Origin of the sequence: Microbacterium sp. SORGH_AS_0428 (assembly GCF_031453615.1) — a bacterium.
Classification (GTDB): Bacteria; Actinomycetota; Actinomycetes; order Actinomycetales; family Microbacteriaceae; genus Microbacterium.
The window spans coordinates 2185671-2200328 of record NZ_JAVIZT010000001.1; the positions used below are offsets into that span (position 1 = coordinate 2185671).

The 14658-nt window shown below is 69.2% G+C and carries 17 protein-coding genes; 11 read left to right on the forward strand and 6 right to left on the reverse strand.

The genetic code is table 11. The features are described from left to right. The first annotated feature begins 47 nt into the window (after nucleotides 1-47). On the forward strand, nucleotides 48-1610 hold the full coding sequence (gene lysS, locus QE374_RS10555; protein WP_309734676.1) for a lysine--tRNA ligase: 1563 nt from the start codon (nucleotides 48-50) through the stop codon (nucleotides 1608-1610). 1 nt (nucleotide 1611) lies between these two features. On the opposite strand, the gene QE374_RS10560 is transcribed toward lysS, so the two are convergent. Further along, nucleotides 1612-2727, reverse strand: a complete 1116-nt coding sequence (locus tag QE374_RS10560) for a DUF4192 family protein (protein WP_309734678.1) — start codon at nucleotides 2725-2727, stop codon at nucleotides 1612-1614. Between the two features lie 98 nt (nucleotides 2728-2825). Here QE374_RS10560 and QE374_RS10565 point away from each other — a divergent pair, with 98 nt between their 5' ends. The 4 genes from QE374_RS10565 to QE374_RS10580 all read left to right on the forward strand — a co-directional run bounded on the left by QE374_RS10565 (nucleotide 2826) and on the right by QE374_RS10580 (nucleotide 6607). Further along, a complete protein-coding gene (locus QE374_RS10565; RefSeq protein ID WP_137418240.1) occupies nucleotides 2826-3008 on the forward strand; it encodes a hypothetical protein in 183 nt (60 codons plus the stop codon). 67 nt (nucleotides 3009-3075) lie between these two features. Continuing rightward, nucleotides 3076-4545: a cardiolipin synthase gene (gene cls, locus QE374_RS10570; protein ID WP_309734682.1), complete on the forward strand. Its 1470-nt coding sequence runs from the start codon at nucleotides 3076-3078 to the stop codon at nucleotides 4543-4545. Between the two features lie 116 nt (nucleotides 4546-4661). After that, entirely contained in the window at nucleotides 4662-5360 is a 699-nt protein-coding gene (locus tag QE374_RS10575; RefSeq protein ID WP_309734684.1) for a hypothetical protein, read from the forward strand. Nucleotides 5361-6016: 656 nt separating this feature from the next. Next, nucleotides 6017-6607 carry a hypothetical protein gene (locus QE374_RS10580; protein ID WP_309734686.1) on the forward strand — a complete coding sequence of 197 codons (591 nt, stop codon included), beginning with the start codon at nucleotides 6017-6019 and terminating at the stop codon, nucleotides 6605-6607. A 197-nt stretch (nucleotides 6608-6804) separates the two neighbouring features. On the opposite strand, the gene QE374_RS10585 is transcribed toward QE374_RS10580, so the two are convergent. Beyond that, entirely contained in the window at nucleotides 6805-7035 is a 231-nt protein-coding gene (locus tag QE374_RS10585) for a helix-turn-helix transcriptional regulator (RefSeq protein ID WP_309734688.1), read from the reverse strand. Next, nucleotides 7032-7652, reverse strand: coding sequence for a hypothetical protein (locus tag QE374_RS10590; protein ID WP_309734689.1), 621 nt, complete (start codon nucleotides 7650-7652; stop codon nucleotides 7032-7034). The genes QE374_RS10585 and QE374_RS10590 overlap by 4 nt, the downstream gene beginning before the upstream one ends. A 198-nt stretch (nucleotides 7653-7850) precedes the next feature. Between QE374_RS10590 and QE374_RS10595 the strand changes: the two genes are divergently transcribed. The 3 genes from QE374_RS10595 (at nucleotide 7851) to QE374_RS10605 (ending at nucleotide 11692) form a co-directional block, all read left to right on the forward strand. Then, the gene (locus QE374_RS10595; RefSeq protein WP_243230960.1) at nucleotides 7851-10376 is read left to right on the forward strand and encodes an ATP-dependent Clp protease ATP-binding subunit; all 2526 of its coding nucleotides are present in this window, start codon (nucleotides 7851-7853) and stop codon (nucleotides 10374-10376) included. 80 nt (nucleotides 10377-10456) lie between these two features. Continuing rightward, nucleotides 10457-10960, forward strand: a complete 504-nt coding sequence (locus QE374_RS10600) for an amino-acid N-acetyltransferase (protein ID WP_309734693.1) — start codon at nucleotides 10457-10459, stop codon at nucleotides 10958-10960. 57 nt (nucleotides 10961-11017) lie between these two features. After that, nucleotides 11018-11692 carry a hypothetical protein gene (locus tag QE374_RS10605; RefSeq protein WP_309734694.1) on the forward strand — a complete coding sequence of 225 codons (675 nt, stop codon included), beginning with the start codon at nucleotides 11018-11020 and terminating at the stop codon, nucleotides 11690-11692. On the opposite strand, the gene QE374_RS10610 is transcribed toward QE374_RS10605, so the two are convergent. After that, complete coding sequence (locus tag QE374_RS10610; RefSeq protein WP_309734696.1) at nucleotides 11689-12543, reverse strand: hypothetical protein; 855 nt, start codon at nucleotides 12541-12543, stop codon at nucleotides 11689-11691. The genes QE374_RS10605 and QE374_RS10610 overlap by 4 nt on opposite strands. Before the next feature lie 87 nt (nucleotides 12544-12630). On the opposite strand from QE374_RS10610, the gene QE374_RS10615 reads away from it, so the two are divergent. Next, complete coding sequence (locus QE374_RS10615) at nucleotides 12631-12978, forward strand: MerR family transcriptional regulator (protein WP_309734698.1); 348 nt, start codon at nucleotides 12631-12633, stop codon at nucleotides 12976-12978. 3 nt (nucleotides 12979-12981) lie between these two features. On the opposite strand, the gene QE374_RS10620 is transcribed toward QE374_RS10615, so the two are convergent. Both QE374_RS10620 and QE374_RS10625 read right to left on the reverse strand, forming a co-directional pair. Next, the gene (locus tag QE374_RS10620) at nucleotides 12982-13170 is read right to left on the reverse strand and encodes a hypothetical protein (RefSeq protein WP_309734699.1); all 189 of its coding nucleotides are present in this window, start codon (nucleotides 13168-13170) and stop codon (nucleotides 12982-12984) included. Nucleotides 13171-13174: 4 nt separating this feature from the next. After that, nucleotides 13175-13621: a GNAT family N-acetyltransferase gene (locus QE374_RS10625; RefSeq protein ID WP_309734701.1), complete on the reverse strand. Its 447-nt coding sequence runs from the start codon at nucleotides 13619-13621 to the stop codon at nucleotides 13175-13177. A gap of 39 nt (nucleotides 13622-13660) precedes the next feature. Between QE374_RS10625 and QE374_RS10630 the strand changes: the two genes are divergently transcribed. Together QE374_RS10630 and QE374_RS10635 are read left to right on the forward strand one after the other, a co-directional pair. Further along, the gene (locus QE374_RS10630; protein ID WP_309734703.1) at nucleotides 13661-14140 is read left to right on the forward strand and encodes a GNAT family N-acetyltransferase; all 480 of its coding nucleotides are present in this window, start codon (nucleotides 13661-13663) and stop codon (nucleotides 14138-14140) included. Between the two features lie 24 nt (nucleotides 14141-14164). Next, nucleotides 14165-14578: a dehydrogenase gene (locus tag QE374_RS10635; protein ID WP_137418227.1), complete on the forward strand. Its 414-nt coding sequence runs from the start codon at nucleotides 14165-14167 to the stop codon at nucleotides 14576-14578. The last annotated feature ends 80 nt before the right edge of the window (nucleotides 14579-14658 follow it).

Below are 14658 nucleotides of genomic sequence, written 5' to 3' on the forward strand. Positions count from 1 at the left end.
CGGACACCCCGGATAGACTTGACGGCGACTTCCGAGGAGCCCCCACGATGACCTCTCAGCCCGAGAACACCGCGCCCGCCGAGACCCCCGAAGAGGACGTCTTCGAGCAGAAGGCGGTGCGCCTGGCCAAGCGCGAGCGACTCATCGCGGAGCGGACGGATGCGGCGGGCGGGGCCTACCCCGTCTCCGTCGCGGTGACCGACACCATCCCCGCGCTGCGGGAGCGCTTCGCGAGCCTGGAGGCGGGTGAGGAGACGGGCGTCATCGCCGGCGTCGCCGGCCGTGTCGTCTTCAGTCGCAACACCGGCAAGCTCTGCTTCGCGTCGTTGCAGTCGGGCGACGGCAGCCGCATCCAGGCCATGGTCTCGCTCGCTGCCGTCGGCGAGGAATCGCTGCAGCGCTGGAAGGAGCTCGTCGACCTCGGCGACCACGTGTTCGTGCGCGGCCAGGTCATCTCCAGCCGCCGCGGTGAGCTCTCGATCATGGTCGAGGACTGGCAGATCGCGTCGAAGGCCCTGCTGCCGTTGCCGAACCTGCACTCCGAGCTGAACGAGGAGACGCGCGTGCGCTCGCGCTTCCTCGATCTCATCGTGCGCGATCAGGCGCGGGCGACCGTGCGCACGCGCGCCGCCGTCAACGCGAGCCTGCGCGAGACCTTTGCAGGACACGACTTCATCGAGGTCGAGACGCCGATGCTGCAGGTGCAGCACGGTGGCGCATCGGCGCGTCCGTTCGTGACGCACTCGAACGCCTTCGACACGGAGCTCTACCTGCGCATCGCCCCGGAGCTGTTCCTCAAGCGCGCCGTCGTCGGCGGGCTCGACCGGGTGTTCGAGATCAACCGCAACTTCCGCAACGAGGGCGCCGACTCGACCCACAGCCCCGAGTTCGCGATGCTCGAGGCCTACGAGTCGTACAGCGACTACAACGGCATCGCCGATCTCACGCAGGAGCTCATCCAGAACGCGGCGGCGGCCACGAACCGTCTCGCGGGGCGACCGGAAGCCGGCCACGTCGTGACGTGGGCGGACGGCACCGAGTACGACCTCGGCGGCAACTGGGACCGCATCTCGATGTACGTCTCGCTCAACGAGGCGCTGGCCGCGTCCGAGATCGACGCCGAGTCCATCACGCCGCAGACGCCCGTCGCGGAGCTCGCCCGCATCGCCGAGGCCGCCGGAGTCGACGAGCCGCCGCACGCGACCCACGGCAAGTACGTCGAAGAGCTGTGGGAGCACTTCGTCAAGACGCACCTGGTGCGCCCGACGTTCGTCATGGATTTCCCGCTCGACACCAGCCCTCTCGTGCGTGAGCACCGCTCGATCCCGGGCGTCGTGGAGAAGTGGGACCTATACGTGCGCGGGTTCGAGCTCGCCACCGGGTACTCCGAGCTCATCGACCCCGTCATCCAGCGCGAGCGCTTCGTCGAGCAGGCGAAGCTGGCCGCGCGCGGCGACGACGAGGCCATGCGCATCGATGAGGAGTTCCTGCGGGCGATGGAGCACGGCATGCCTCCCATGGGCGGCATGGGCATGGGCATCGACCGACTACTCATGGCCGTGACCGGCCTCGGCATCCGCGAGACGATCCTCTTCCCGCTCGTCAAGTGAGTCAGCCGGGCTGAGCCCGGAACGCCCAGTCGGGCAGATGGCCCGCGTCGACCATCGACAGCACGATGAGAGACAGGCCATGCTCCGCGTCGATCGCGAGCGCTTGCTCGCAGTAGCGCGCGGCGTGGGTGGAGCGCCCGAGCGCCCACGAGAGCCAGGCACCCGCCGCGAGCGCGCCGGGCCGGTACGCGGCGGGAGCGGATGAGGCCGCGAGTCGGCATACCTCCAACGCGCCGGTCAGGCGATCGACGTCGGGGCGCGCCCCCTCGCCCATCATCCAGGCGCCCAGCTCGTCCGGATACGCGACCCCGGCCTCCCATTCCTGCTGCGCGACGAGGGCGGCATCCCCGCCGTCGACGCCGCGCACCCAGGTGGCCAGTGCGATGTCCCGGAGGGCCGGGCGCGCCAGACACCAGATCAGCAGGGCGAGCTCCTGCACATCGGCGCGTTCCGCGTCGGCCGCGTCGCGCGGCGGCGGCACCGCACCGTGGGGTGCGATCCAGGTCTCGAAGAACGCGGGCAGATCCTCCAGGACGAGCGACGCGACGAGGGCGCCGGGATGGATGCGGGCGTCCGCCGGGCGCGACCCGTTCAGCACCCACTCCAGCGCACGGGCGCACTCGGTCAACGCCCGCCCGACACGCTCGCTCCGCGCGAGGTCGACGTGCGGCAGGGACGCGCCTGCGCCCTGGTCGACGGCGGTGCGGTGCCTGTCCGCATCCGGATCGGCCGCGATCGTTCCGCCGAGGTCGGGATCGAGGTAGGAGCGCCACCGTCCGGAGGAGATGTGGAGCGCGTCGATGCGGCGCAGTCCGCACGCCTGCGCCCTGACCTCCAGTGCCGCCACCAGCTCCGCGTGGGTCAGGGCGTCGGCGTCGTCGTACACGAGCACGGCATAGGCGTCGGTGTGCTCGACACGGCAGGCGAACCCGATGAGGGTCGATGCCACCGCATCCGTGTCGGCGGCGGCCGGCGGCAGATCGACACGCAGTCCGCCGCCCGTGCGCCCCGCGCTGAAGGGGATCAGCACGACGCTGTGTCGCGGCTCGTAGCCGAGCAGTCGGGGAACCAGTGAGAGGAAGGCGGCCGCATCCCGGGCCTTGATGATCGTGGTCATGCGTCGAGGCTGCGCCGTCGCAGCCGGCCGGATCGGATCGCACAGGCCGCCGCGCCGGACTCGGCCGGTGTGGAGGAGCCGTCGCGTACGATGGAGCGGTGGAGAACATCTGGGTCGCGGCGCTGTGGTCGATTCTGCCGACCATCGTCGTGACGGCGACGTTCTTCTTCATCGTGCGTTCGATCCTGCGCATGGACCGCACCGAGCGTCGCGTCTATTCGGAGATCGAGGCCGAGGAACGCGCCAAGCGCGGCCTGCCTCCGATCGCCTCCGACCACTGAGTGCCCACCACGCGGCCGTGGTGCACCCGGCCGCTACGCTGAGCAGGATGCGGGCGGGGGAGACGACATGATCAACATCGACATCGATCTCGGATCGTGGTGGCTGGTCGCCGTCTTCGTCTTCGATATCGTGATCCGTATCGCGGCGATCATCATCGTCCCCCGCAACCGGCGCCCCACGGCGGCCATGGCCTGGCTGCTGGCGATCTACTTCATCCCCGTGATCGGTGTCGTGCTGTTCCTGGTGATCGGCACGCCGCGGCTGCCTCGCAAGCGCCGTCGCAAGCAGCGCGCGATCAACGAGTACATCCAGCAGGCGACGACCGGGCTCGATCACGGCACGCTGCGTCCCGGTGCGCCGGGCTGGTTCACCTCGCTCGTGCGGCTGAACACCAACCTCGGGGCCATGCCGCTCTCCGGCGACAACGAGGCGCACCTCATCGCCGACTACCAGGAGAGCCTGGATGCGATGGCCGACGCCATCCGCGGCGCCCGGCGCTACGTGCACGTCGAGTTCTACATCCTCCAGGCCGACGCCTCGACCGACAACTTCTTCCGCGCGCTCGAAGAGGTCAGCGAGCGGGGCGTCACCGTACGGGTGCTGCTGGATCACTGGGCCAACAGGGGGAAGCCGTTCTACCGGCGCACGCTGAAGCGCCTGGACGCGATGGGGGCGCAGTGGCACCTGATGCTCCCCGTGCAGCCGCTGCGCGGCAAGTATCAGCGCCCCGACCTGCGCAACCACCGCAAGCTCCTCGTCATCGACGGCGACATCGCCTTCATGGGCTCGCAGAACGTCACCGATTCGACGTACAACCTGCGCAAGAACATCCGTCGCGGGCTGCACTGGGTCGATCTCATGGTGCGTCTCGAGGGGCCCGTCGTCGGCAGCGTCAATGCCGTCTTCCTCTCCGACTGGTACAGCGAGACCGACGAGCTGCTGACGGAGGAGGTCGACGAGTTCGACCTGCGCCAGGCCACCGGTGATCTCGACTGCCAGATCGTGCCGAGCGGGCCCGGGTTCGAGTTCGAGAACAACCTGCGCCTGTTCCTCGGACTCATGTACGCGGCGAAGGAACGGATCATCCTGGTCAGCCCGTACTTCGTTCCGGACGAGTCGATCCTCAACGCCATCACGACCGCCTGTCACCGCGGTGTCGAAGTCGAGCTCTTCGTCTCCGAAGAGGGCGACCAGGCGATGGTCTACCACGCTCAGCGCAGCTACTACGAGGTGCTGCTGCGTGCGGGCGTGCGCATCTGGATGTACCGGAAGCCCTACATCCTGCACACCAAGGCCATGACCATCGACGACGAGGTCGCCGTCATCGGATCGAGCAACATGGACATGCGCTCGTTCGGTCTGAACATGGAGATCTCGATGCTCGTGCGCGGCGAGGAGTTCGTCGAGGAGATGCGGCAGGTCGAGGACCACTACCGCAATCTCAGCACCGAGCTGACCCTCGAGGAGTGGCTGCGCCAGCCCCTGCGCTCCACCGTGCTCGACAATCTCGCCCGTTTGACGTCGGCTCTGCAGTAGCGGCGATCGTGATCCGCCCGTTATCGGGCTTTCCGGTGATGCGCAGGCCGCTGCGACAGGATGAGAGACCGGAGGCCGCATCGCGGCCGCATCCGCACATCTCTGAGGGAGCCGTCATGCGCCGCACCACGACCCTGCTCACCATCACCGGCTCGTTGCTCATCGCCGCCGGGATGCTCACCGGATGCGCCGGCGAGTCCGCGCCCGGCGAGTCCGCCGTCGCCGACCTGCAGCTGGATGCGGGCTGGGTCGACAGTGGTCGGATGATCGCCGTCGTGACCGAGGGCAGCTCCACCTGCGTGCCGGTCGCCGAGACGCCCGCGTTCGCGGACGGAGTGATCACGGTGAGCTTGGACGATACGGCGGGCGACGCCGCGCGGCCGTGCACGAAGGACCTCGTGCCGCGCGTGACGCTCGTGGGCGTGCCGGAGGGCGTCGACCCCGCGCAGGCGACCCGCGTGGACGTGCGCTACGGCAACGCATCCGGCAGCGTCGAGCTGCCTGGGGTAGCGGGGCTCGCCGGTCCCGGCACGCAGACCGACTTCACGCCGAGCGCGGGCTGGCTGACCTCGGGCGACATCGCGCTCGTGACGTGGGGCTCCTCCTCCTGCGCCCCGGTCGCAGACGCGATCGAGAAGACGGCGGACGCCGAGATCACGGTCACCTTCCAGACTCCGCCCGCGGACCGCGCCTGCACGATGGACATGGCCCCGCGCGCGCTGCTCGGCTCTGCCGAGGGTGTGGCGCAGGGGCCCGGCGTCGAGCTCGTGCTCGTCGGCGACACGTTCGACAACACCCGCGTCCCCGTTCTCTGACCTCGCCGCCGCTCCGGGGCTCCGGGCGGCGGCTTCCGCTGCCGCCCTCCTCGGTGGTGCAGTCGGACGTCAGCTGCTTCGCCTGTCACAGATCGACGAGGTTGGCTCGATTTGTGACAGGTGAGTGGCTGGTCCGGATGCTCCCCTGTCACAGATAGATCACTTCGGTCCGATCTGGGACAGGCGAGTCTTGGGGGCTCGCGCATCGTGCGGCGCGGGGACGTTCCTCCACACGTGCTCGCTGCGGCGTGTCCGCGTGGGGATGGTCTGTCGTCGGCCCGGCGCGTATCCAGAGTGGAGCCGTGTCAGGAGGCCTCCCCCACGATCTCGGACCCGCATTTCGTGTGGGTGTCGCACGGAGACTCGGTGTTTCCGAGGCGACGCTACGTGCGCCCGATCTGCTGCGACCGTTCCACGGTGTTCGCGGGAAGGAGCGTGAGCTCCCCGCTCAGTGGCGCGGTGGCCTTCTCGGCGTCCGTGAGGCTCGTCACATCGGACGAGCCATGGACTTCGCGACTCAGATGGGCGCACACGAGTTCTTCACCCACGCGACGGCGGCGGTTCTCCTTGGGCTGCCGTTGCCGCCTCGCCTGGTTTGCGACGACGCGGTGCATGTGGGGGTGCTGGCTCCGCGGCGTCCTCCGCGGGGACGTGGTGTGGCCGGTCACCAGGCGGTCCCTGACCTCACCTCAGTAGTCCAGCATCGCGAGACCGGTCTGCATCTCACCGCACCGGCGACGACCTGGGCGATGCTGGCCGCATCCCTCCGCCATCCCTACGACGTGGTGGCCATCGGTGATGCCGTCTTGCGCGACTGGCGCCTCCAGCCCCTGGCGTCGTTTGCGGAGATGAGCCGAGCAGTGGATGCGGGACGGAGGGTCGGGGTGGCTCGTCTCCGGGAGGCGCTCCCACGTCTGCGTGCCAGATCGGGCTCGCGACCGGAGACGTGGCTCCGGCTCACGATCGTCGATGCGGGACTGCCCGAGCCTGATCTGAACTTCGACGTGTTCGTGGCAGGCGAGTACGTCGCGTGCGTCGACCTCGCGTATCCGCAGCGTCGCATCGCGTTCGAGTACGAGGGTGAGCACCACCTGCGTGACCCGCGTCAGTGGGCGTTGGACATCGAGCGTTATGAGCGTCTCGCCGCGGCCGGGTGGCTCGTTATCCGGGCAACGAAGCAGGACGTCTTCGAGCAGTCCGGTCGCTTTATCGCGCGCGCCCGTCGCGCGCTCGCGTCCCGATGGTGATGCCGCGCCGGGGAGGTCGTGCGCACCTGTCACAGATCGACGCCGAAGGTGCGATCTGTGACAGGTGAGCGGGTCAAAGCCTCGCTCCCCTGTCACAGATCTAGGCGTTCGCGTCGATCTGTGACAGGGGAAGGGGAGGGGTGACGGACCCCGGAGACGCCGGGCGGCGCGGGGGCGCGCGGGCGCCGGGGGCGGGATCAGTCCTGGCGGACGAGGAGGTCGCCGATCTCGCAGTCGAGGGCGCGGCAGATCGCCGACAGCGTCGAGTACCGGATGGCGCGGGCCCGGTCGTTCTTCAGCACCGAGAGGTTCACCACCGACACCCCCACCGTGCGCGACAGTTCCGCCAGGGTCATCCCACGCTCGATCAGCAGCTCATCGAGCCGGCAGTGGACGCCGCTCGGGCCGTCGTCCTCCGCGGGGCTCATACGAGGCCCTCGGTGTCGCGCTGCAGTCGGTCGCCGACCGTGAACACCGTGCTGGTCATCGCCACGATGAAGGCGGCGAGGATGACCGGCGGCAGATCGACGCTCATGACAGGGTTGTCGAAGGTGCCCTGTGAGATGTCGCGGAACGCGTCGTTCGCGACGATGTTGCCGAAGAACGGCACGCCGAACAGGCCCGCGAGACCGGACGCGCCCGCGGCGACGACGAGCACGGTGTTGCGCCCGTTGAACACGCGCCCCCGCATGACCGACAGCGTCACCAGCAGCAGGCACACGACGACCGCGGTGACGGATGCGGCGAGCACGAGTTGCTGGATGACGAGCGCGCCGGTGCCCGCGACCGAGAGCGCGCTCGGCGTGATCCACGCGCGCTCCAGCAGGATGTCGCGCATCGCCCCGTCGGGGCCGATGGGGGCGGCGACCGTCGTATCGGAGAACAGCGCCTCCACCGGGAGCGCCTTGCCGCTGAGCGCATCGACGATCCGCCCAATCGCGAAGAAGAGTGTGACGCCGACGACGGCGATCCCGGCGCCGACGAAGATCCACATCGCGGCGATGTCGCTGCCGCGCAGCACGCGGGACGGGATGGGGGTGGTCATGAGGTCCTCCCTGGCATATCGAATATCGTTGTTATCGAAAAACGATATGGCAAGACGGGTGGGACCGCAAGCGGCGGATGCGGTGCGCCCACGGCGAACACGGGCTTGCCGCATCCGTGCTCTGGTTAGCCTCGATGTACAGCGCGCCGGAGGGTGCGCCCGATGTTGGCGTCACCTGGCGCCGGAGGAGTAGCCGCGATGTTCGAGAGATTCACCGACCGAGCCCGTCGCGTGGTTGTGCTCGCCCAGGAAGAGGCGAAGATGCTCAACCACAACTACATCGGTACCGAGCACATCCTGCTCGGTCTCATCCATGAGGGCGAGGGCGTCGCCGCCAAGGCGCTTGAGAGCCTGGGTATCTCGCTCGACGCCGTGCGTGAGCAGGTCCAGGACATCATCGGCCAGGGGCAGCAGCAGCCGACCGGTCACATCCCCTTCACGCCGCGCGCGAAGAAGGTGCTGGAGCTGAGCCTTCGCGAGGCGCTGCAGCTGGGCCACAACTACATCGGTACCGAGCACATCCTGCTCGGCCTGATCCGCGAGGGCGAGGGTGTCGCAGCCCAGGTGCTCGTCAAGCTCGGCGCCGACCTCAACAAGGTGCGCCAGCAGGTCATCCAGCTGCTGAGCGGCTACCAGGGCAAGGAGCCCGCGGGCGTCGCCACCGGCGCCGGCGAGCAGGCCACGACCGGTGCGCAGGGCGGCTCGGCCGTGCTCGACCAGTTCGGCCGCAACCTCACCCAGGCCGCGCGCGACAACAAGCTCGACCCGGTCATCGGGCGCGAGAAGGAGATCGAGCGCGTGATGCAGATCCTCTCGCGCCGCTCCAAGAACAACCCGGTCCTCATCGGCGAGCCCGGCGTGGGCAAGACCGCCGTCGTCGAGGGCCTCGCTCAGGCGATCGTGAAGGGCGACGTGCCCGAGACGCTGAAGGACAAGCAGGTCTACTCGCTCGACCTCGGCTCGCTCATCGCCGGCTCCCGCTACCGCGGCGACTTCGAGGAGCGCCTGAAGAAGGTCACGAAGGAGATCCGCACGCGCGGCGACATCATCGTCTTCATCGACGAGATCCACACTCTCGTGGGTGCGGGAGCCGCCGAGGGTGCGATCGACGCCGCCTCCATCCTCAAGCCGCTGCTCGCGCGCGGTGAACTGCAGACGATCGGTGCGACGACCCTCGACGAGTACCGCAAGCACTTCGAGAAGGATGCGGCCCTCGAGCGCCGCTTCCAGCCGATCCAGGTCGCGGAGCCGAGCCTGCCCCACGCGATCAACATCCTGAAGGGCCTGCGCGACCGCTACGAGGCGCACCACAAGGTGCAGATCACGGACGGCGCGATCGTCGCCGCCGCGAACCTCGCCGACCGGTACATCTCGGACCGCTTCCTGCCCGACAAGGCGATCGACCTGATCGACGAGGCCGGCGCACGCCTGCGCCTGTCGATCCTCTCGAGCCCGCCGGAGCTGCGCGAGTTCGACGAGAAGATCGCCAAGGTGCGCGAGCAGAAGGAAGCCGCATCCGAGGAGCAGGACTTCGAGAAGGCCGCATCCCTGCGTGACGAGGAGAAGTCGCTGCTGGCTGAGCGTCTGCGCCTCGAGAAGCAGTGGAAGAACGGCGACGTCGCGACCACTGCTGTCGTCGACGAGGGTCTGATCGCCGAGGTGCTGGCCCAGGCCACGGGCATCCCGGTGTTCAAGCTGACCGAGGAGGAGACCAGCCGTCTCGTCTTCATGGAGAAGGCGCTGCACCAGCGCGTCATCGGCCAGGAAGAGGCGATCGCCGCCCTCAGCCGCACGATCCGTCGTCAGCGCGCCGGCCTCAAGGACCCGAAGCGCCCCAGCGGCTCGTTCATCTTCGCCGGCCCCACGGGGGTCGGAAAGACCGAGCTGGCCAAGGCGCTCGCGGAGTTCCTGTTCGACGACGAGGGTGCGCTGATCTCGCTCGACATGAGCGAGTTCGGTGAGAAGCACACCGTGTCGCGGCTGTTCGGTGCCCCTCCCGGGTTCGTCGGCTTCGAAGAGGGCGGTCAGCTCACCGAGAAGGTGCGCCGCAAGCCGTTCTCCGTGGTGCTGTTCGACGAGATCGAGAAGGCGCACCCCGACATCTTCAACTCGCTGCTGCAGATCCTCGAAGAGGGTCGCCTGACCGACGGTCAGGGCCGCGTCGTCGACTTCAAGAACACGGTGATCATCATGACCACCAACCTCGGTTCGCAGGCCATCGCCGGCGGTCCGGTCGGGTTCCAGGTCGAGGGCAACGCGCAGACCACGTACGAGCGGATGAAGGGCAAGGTCGACGAGGAGCTGAAGCGTCACTTCAAGCCCGAGTTCCTCAACCGCGTCGACGACGTCATCGTCTTCCCGCAGCTGAACAAGACGGAACTGCGCCAGATCGTGGGTCTGTTCACCAAGCGTCTCGCCGAGCGTCTGCTCGACCGCGACCTGACGGTGGAGCTGTCGGATGCGGCCAAGGACCGCCTCATCGAGATCGGGTTCGACCCGACGCTCGGTGCGCGCCCGCTGCGCCGTGCGATGCAGCGCGAGGTCGAGGACCAGCTCAGCGAGAAGATCCTCCACGGCGAGCTGAACGCGGGCGACCACGTGAAGGTCGACGCCGAAGGCGGCCGGTTCACGTTCGACATCGCCCCCCGCGGCGAGAAGGTCGCACTGGGCGCCAGTGTCGCCGGTGAGATCTCGGCCACGCCGGACATCGTCGCCGGAAGCTGACACCCCACGCACGAAGGGCCGGATGCACACCGCATCCGGCCCTTCGGCGTACCTGCCGCATCCCGGCGTAGGGTTGCACCGTGAGCGAGTTCACCGTGCGGCCGGCGCGGACGGCAGATGTGCGTGCGATCCACCGGATGCTGGAGCCGTACGTGCAGCGCCGCATCCTGCTCGGCAAGGACATCGTGGTGCTCTACGAGGCGGTTCAGCAGTTCCTGGTCGCGGAGGATGCGAACGGCGAGCTCATCGGATGCGGCGCCCTCCACGTGATGTGGGACGACCTGGGCGAGATCCGCACGCTGATCGTGGACGACGCGTGGCTGCACCGCGGCGTCGGGCGGGCGCTCGTGGAGGGCCTCGAGGAACAGGCGCGCACGCTCGGGCTCTCGCGACTGTTCTGCCTCACGTTCGAGGTCGACTTCTTCACGCGGCGCGGCTTCGCGCCGATCGGGGAGCACGTCGTCGACCCGGACGTCTACTCGCAGCTGGTGCGCAGCCCCGACGAGGGCATCGCCGAGTTCCTCGACCTCGCGCACGTGAAGCCCAACACCCTCGGCAACACGAGGATGCTCAAGGAGCTCTGAGGTTCGTGCGCGGAGAGCCGTCGAGGCGGCGCGTCGGGTGCGACGTAGCCTGGATGCGTGAGCTCTCCCACCCCGCGTCGTCGCCCGTCGAAGGCCGTGTACCGTCGTCGCCGCCTCGTCGCGCTGATCGGCCTGCTCGCGGTCATCGGCCTGGTGTGGCTGTTCATCGCTCAGCCGTGGAACTCCGCCGCCGCGCCCGCCCCGGCCGCATCCACCCCTGTCGCAACGCCGGACTCCTCGGCGCCGGCGGCGACCGACGCTCCCGCGACCGACGCTCCCGCCGACGAGGCGACGGCCAGCGGTGAGGCGACGGATGCGGGCATCCCCACCTGTACCAAGGACGACGTGCGTGTGGAGGCTCTGACCAACCAGTCGACCTACGCGGCGGACGAGAACCCCCAGCTGTCGATCCGGCTCACGAACACCTCGGCCGCGGACTGCACGATCAACGTCGGCACGACGAGCCAGACCTTCACAGTCACCTCCGGCGAGGACACGTGGTGGCGTTCGACGGACTGCCAGAGCGAGCCGAGCGACATGGTCGTGACCCTGACCGCGGGTCAGGAGGTCACGAGCGCGACGCCCATCACGTGGGACCGCACGCGCTCCGCCGTCGACACCTGCCAGAACACGAACCGGCCCAAGGCGCCGGGCGGCGGTGCGTCGTACCACCTGGCGGTGTCGATCGGCGGCATCCCGTCCGCACAGTCGGCGCAGTTCCTGTTGAACTAGCCGCCCAGGCCGAACGTCTCGGCCGCGAGGTTGGCGACCGAGATGCTCGTGGCCGTGCGGCCGATCAGGCGCGGGCCGGGCTTCGGCCCCGGGACCGTATGGCCGCCGCCGTGCACGGTGACGAACGTGACGCTCGGGTGGCCCGCCTCCTGCCAGTCGGCGCGCTCGACGCGCGTGCCGTCGGGGTGGGTTGCTGCATCCGCTCGCGAGGTCGGGGGCGACGTGATGCCGTTGCGGCGGGCGAAGTATGCGGCGGTGTCGGGCGCGGAGAGCGAGGATCCACCGACGCGGAACACGAGCTGCGCCCATCGCCGCATCCGCCCGCCGGCATACGGCACCACGGGATCCGCGGTGCCGTGCACGAGCAGAACCGGCACCGGATGCGGCGCGGGCATGTCCTGGGGCAGCAGGAAGCTGTCGGGCTCGGGGAGCGTCGCGGCGACGACAGCGCCGCCGGCGAGCGGCGAGGCTTCCTCGTGGAGCAGGCGCATGACCATCTGACCGCCGTTGGAGTACCCGATCGCGTACACGCGGTTCTCGTCGATGCCGTGCGTCTCGCCCAGCCGCGCGATCACGGCACGCGTGAAGGCGACATCGTCGATCCTGGCGAGCCGTGCGGGGAACCGGCTCTCGCGGCGGGCGTCGTTCCAGTTGCCGCGGTAGCCGTCGAGATACGCCACGAGCGCGCCCTCGTCGGTGAGCGCGTCGTACGCGCCTCCCGTGAACGCGCGATGGATCTCGCCCGACTGCCGCGACCCGTGGAAGACGAGGATCAGGGCCTGCCCCTGCCTCCGTGGGCCGACGACGGTGAAGGTCCGCATCCGGCCGTCGACCTCGATGTGCTCCGTCATGACCTCCGCCTCTCCGACCCGGTTCCGAGGGTCGTTCGCGACGATATGCTTTGACATCGTGTCAAGGTCAAATCGGGGGGCGGGAAGATGATCATCGGCGAGCTGAGCGATCGCAGCGGCGTCAGCGCGCGCTCGATCCGGCACTACGAGAAGCTCGGCCTCATCACGCCGGAGCGCGGCGACAACGGCTACCGGCACTACTCGGAGAGGGCGGTGCCGATGGTGGCGACGATCCACGCCATGTTCGAGCTCGGGTTCACGCGCGACGACGTTCGAGCCGTCCTGCCCTGTGCGACGGGCGAGAAGTCGCACGGCGACGCGGAACTGCTCCGCCGGGTGGCCGAGATGCGGGAGCGGGTGGCGGGCCGCATCCGCACGCTCAACGAGACGGAGCAGGCGCTTGCCGGCTTCCTCGCCGTCAACAGGGAGCGCTGAGACTCAGGGCCTCATGCCGCGCTTGCCGGCGGTGAAGGCCACCACCAGCCCCCATCCGCTGAGGGCGCCGGCGATCCAGGTGATGTAGTGAAGCCACGACGGGGCGCCGTTGAGGTCCCAGATCACGAAGAGGGTCGCCAGGATGAGGCCGATGGCAGCGGCGATGATGCCGATGATGCGATCGCGGTTCATGCGCTCACGGTAGCGGCGCCGCCGGCGCCCGTTGCAGGAATGCGTCGATCTCGTCTTCGTGGTAGAGCACGAAGCCGTGACGCTCATACAGCCGCCGCGCGGGCGACCCCTGCAGCACGTTGAGCCGGAACGCTGTGTCGCCGGTGTGCTCTTCGAGCACGAGCGCGAGCACCTGTGATCCGATCCCGCGGCCCTGGTAGGCCGTGGCGAGATAGAAATGCTCGACCCAGACCCCGTCGGATGCGGGCCGCACCGCGATGCTGCCCGCATCCTGGTCGTCCACGACGATCACGCGGGTGAAGGCGGGGTCGAACGCCCGCAGGAAGCGCTGGCGCACGTAGACCGGGTCGTACCGATCGAGCCGTTCGAGATCGGGCCGCATGACCTCCGCGCGGAGCTCCGCGATCCACGCCGCGTCGTCGGGGGTGCTCGCGCGCAGACTCCAGCTCATCCGTCCATTCTCCCGCGCCGGAGGGTGTGAGATGGAGGGATGAACCCTGCCGTGGTCCGCATCGCCGCTGCCGGCGATGCCGCGGCGGTGTCCGGACTCCTGCACGCGTACCACGAGCGCACCGAGGCGGAGAAGGTTGCGCACGGTCTGCAGGAGTTCGGACCGCTGGCTTCCGCCTACGCCGCCGAGATCGATGCCCCGGCCTTTCCGGGCTCGGATGTGCTGCTCGCCGAGGCCGACAACCGCGTCATCGGGATGGTGGTCCTGCGTGTGCACGGATCGGATGCGGAGATCAAGCGGCTCTGGGTCGACCCCGCCGCGCGCGGGGTCGGAGCGGGCAGCGCGCTCATCGCCGAGGCGGCACGACGCGCGACGGCGGCCGGGGCCGCATCCCTCCGCCTCTCGGTCTGGGACTGGCGGCACGATGCGCTCGGGCTGTACCGGAGCCGCGGCTTCGTCGAGGTTGCGTCATGGGAGATGCGGGAGCGTCTCGTGTGCCTGCGGATGCCGCTTCGCTGACGACGCGGCGGATACGCTGGGAGGATGGCCGGTAAGCAGAAGCGCGGGAAGAAGCAGCAGCCTCCGCTGGAGTTCCGCAACACCGCGCTGACCGATGCGCTGCAGACGCAGGACATGGCGGCGGTGGCGTTCGCGCTGCGGCACGGCCCTACGGTCGTCCCGCTCATGCGTACCGGCGAGAGCGACAACCCGCTGGACGCCGGTGAGGTGTGGACCTACCGGGACCCCAACACCGGGCAGGTGGCGCTGCTGCTGTTCAGCGATGCCGCGCACAAGCCCGAGACGTTGCCGCCCACGGTCGGGTTGCAGGGGCCGGACTGGCTCCGCAGCTTCCTCAGCGCTCACCGCGAGGAGATCACGACCGTGTTCTTCGACATCGCGGGCCCGCATCCGCTGCAGGCGACTCCCGCCGACCTGCTCGCCGCCCTCGAGGTCTGAGCCGGCGGGGCCTTCGCGCGTCCCCGGGCGCGGTGGGGTCCTGGCCACGCGAGCGCCGCACCGATTCGCGGCCCACGCGA

Excerpts from the sequence above, each read along its gene's own strand:
- lysS (WP_309734676.1), top strand. The coding sequence starts at position 48 with ATGACCTCTCAGCCCGAGAACACCGCGCCCGCCGAGACCCCCGAAGAG.
- QE374_RS10560 (WP_309734678.1), bottom strand. The coding sequence starts at position 2,727 with ATGACCACGATCATCAAGGCCCGGGATGCGGCCGCCTTCCTCTCACTG.
- cls (WP_309734682.1), top strand. The coding sequence starts at position 3,076 with ATGATCAACATCGACATCGATCTCGGATCGTGGTGGCTGGTCGCCGTC.
- QE374_RS10575 (WP_309734684.1), top strand. The coding sequence starts at position 4,662 with ATGCGCCGCACCACGACCCTGCTCACCATCACCGGCTCGTTGCTCATC.
- QE374_RS10585 (WP_309734688.1), bottom strand. The coding sequence starts at position 7,035 with ATGAGCCCCGCGGAGGACGACGGCCCGAGCGGCGTCCACTGCCGGCTC.
- QE374_RS10590 (WP_309734689.1), bottom strand. The coding sequence starts at position 7,652 with ATGACCACCCCCATCCCGTCCCGCGTGCTGCGCGGCAGCGACATCGCC.
- QE374_RS10595 (WP_243230960.1), top strand. The coding sequence starts at position 7,851 with ATGTTCGAGAGATTCACCGACCGAGCCCGTCGCGTGGTTGTGCTCGCC.
- QE374_RS10610 (WP_309734696.1), bottom strand. The coding sequence starts at position 12,543 with ATGACGGAGCACATCGAGGTCGACGGCCGGATGCGGACCTTCACCGTC.
- QE374_RS10615 (WP_309734698.1), top strand. The coding sequence starts at position 12,631 with ATGATCATCGGCGAGCTGAGCGATCGCAGCGGCGTCAGCGCGCGCTCG.
- QE374_RS10620 (WP_309734699.1), bottom strand. The coding sequence starts at position 13,170 with ATGAACCGCGATCGCATCATCGGCATCATCGCCGCTGCCATCGGCCTC.
- QE374_RS10625 (WP_309734701.1), bottom strand. The coding sequence starts at position 13,621 with ATGAGCTGGAGTCTGCGCGCGAGCACCCCCGACGACGCGGCGTGGATC.
- QE374_RS10630 (WP_309734703.1), top strand. The coding sequence starts at position 13,661 with ATGAACCCTGCCGTGGTCCGCATCGCCGCTGCCGGCGATGCCGCGGCG.
- QE374_RS10635 (WP_137418227.1), top strand. The coding sequence starts at position 14,165 with ATGGCCGGTAAGCAGAAGCGCGGGAAGAAGCAGCAGCCTCCGCTGGAG.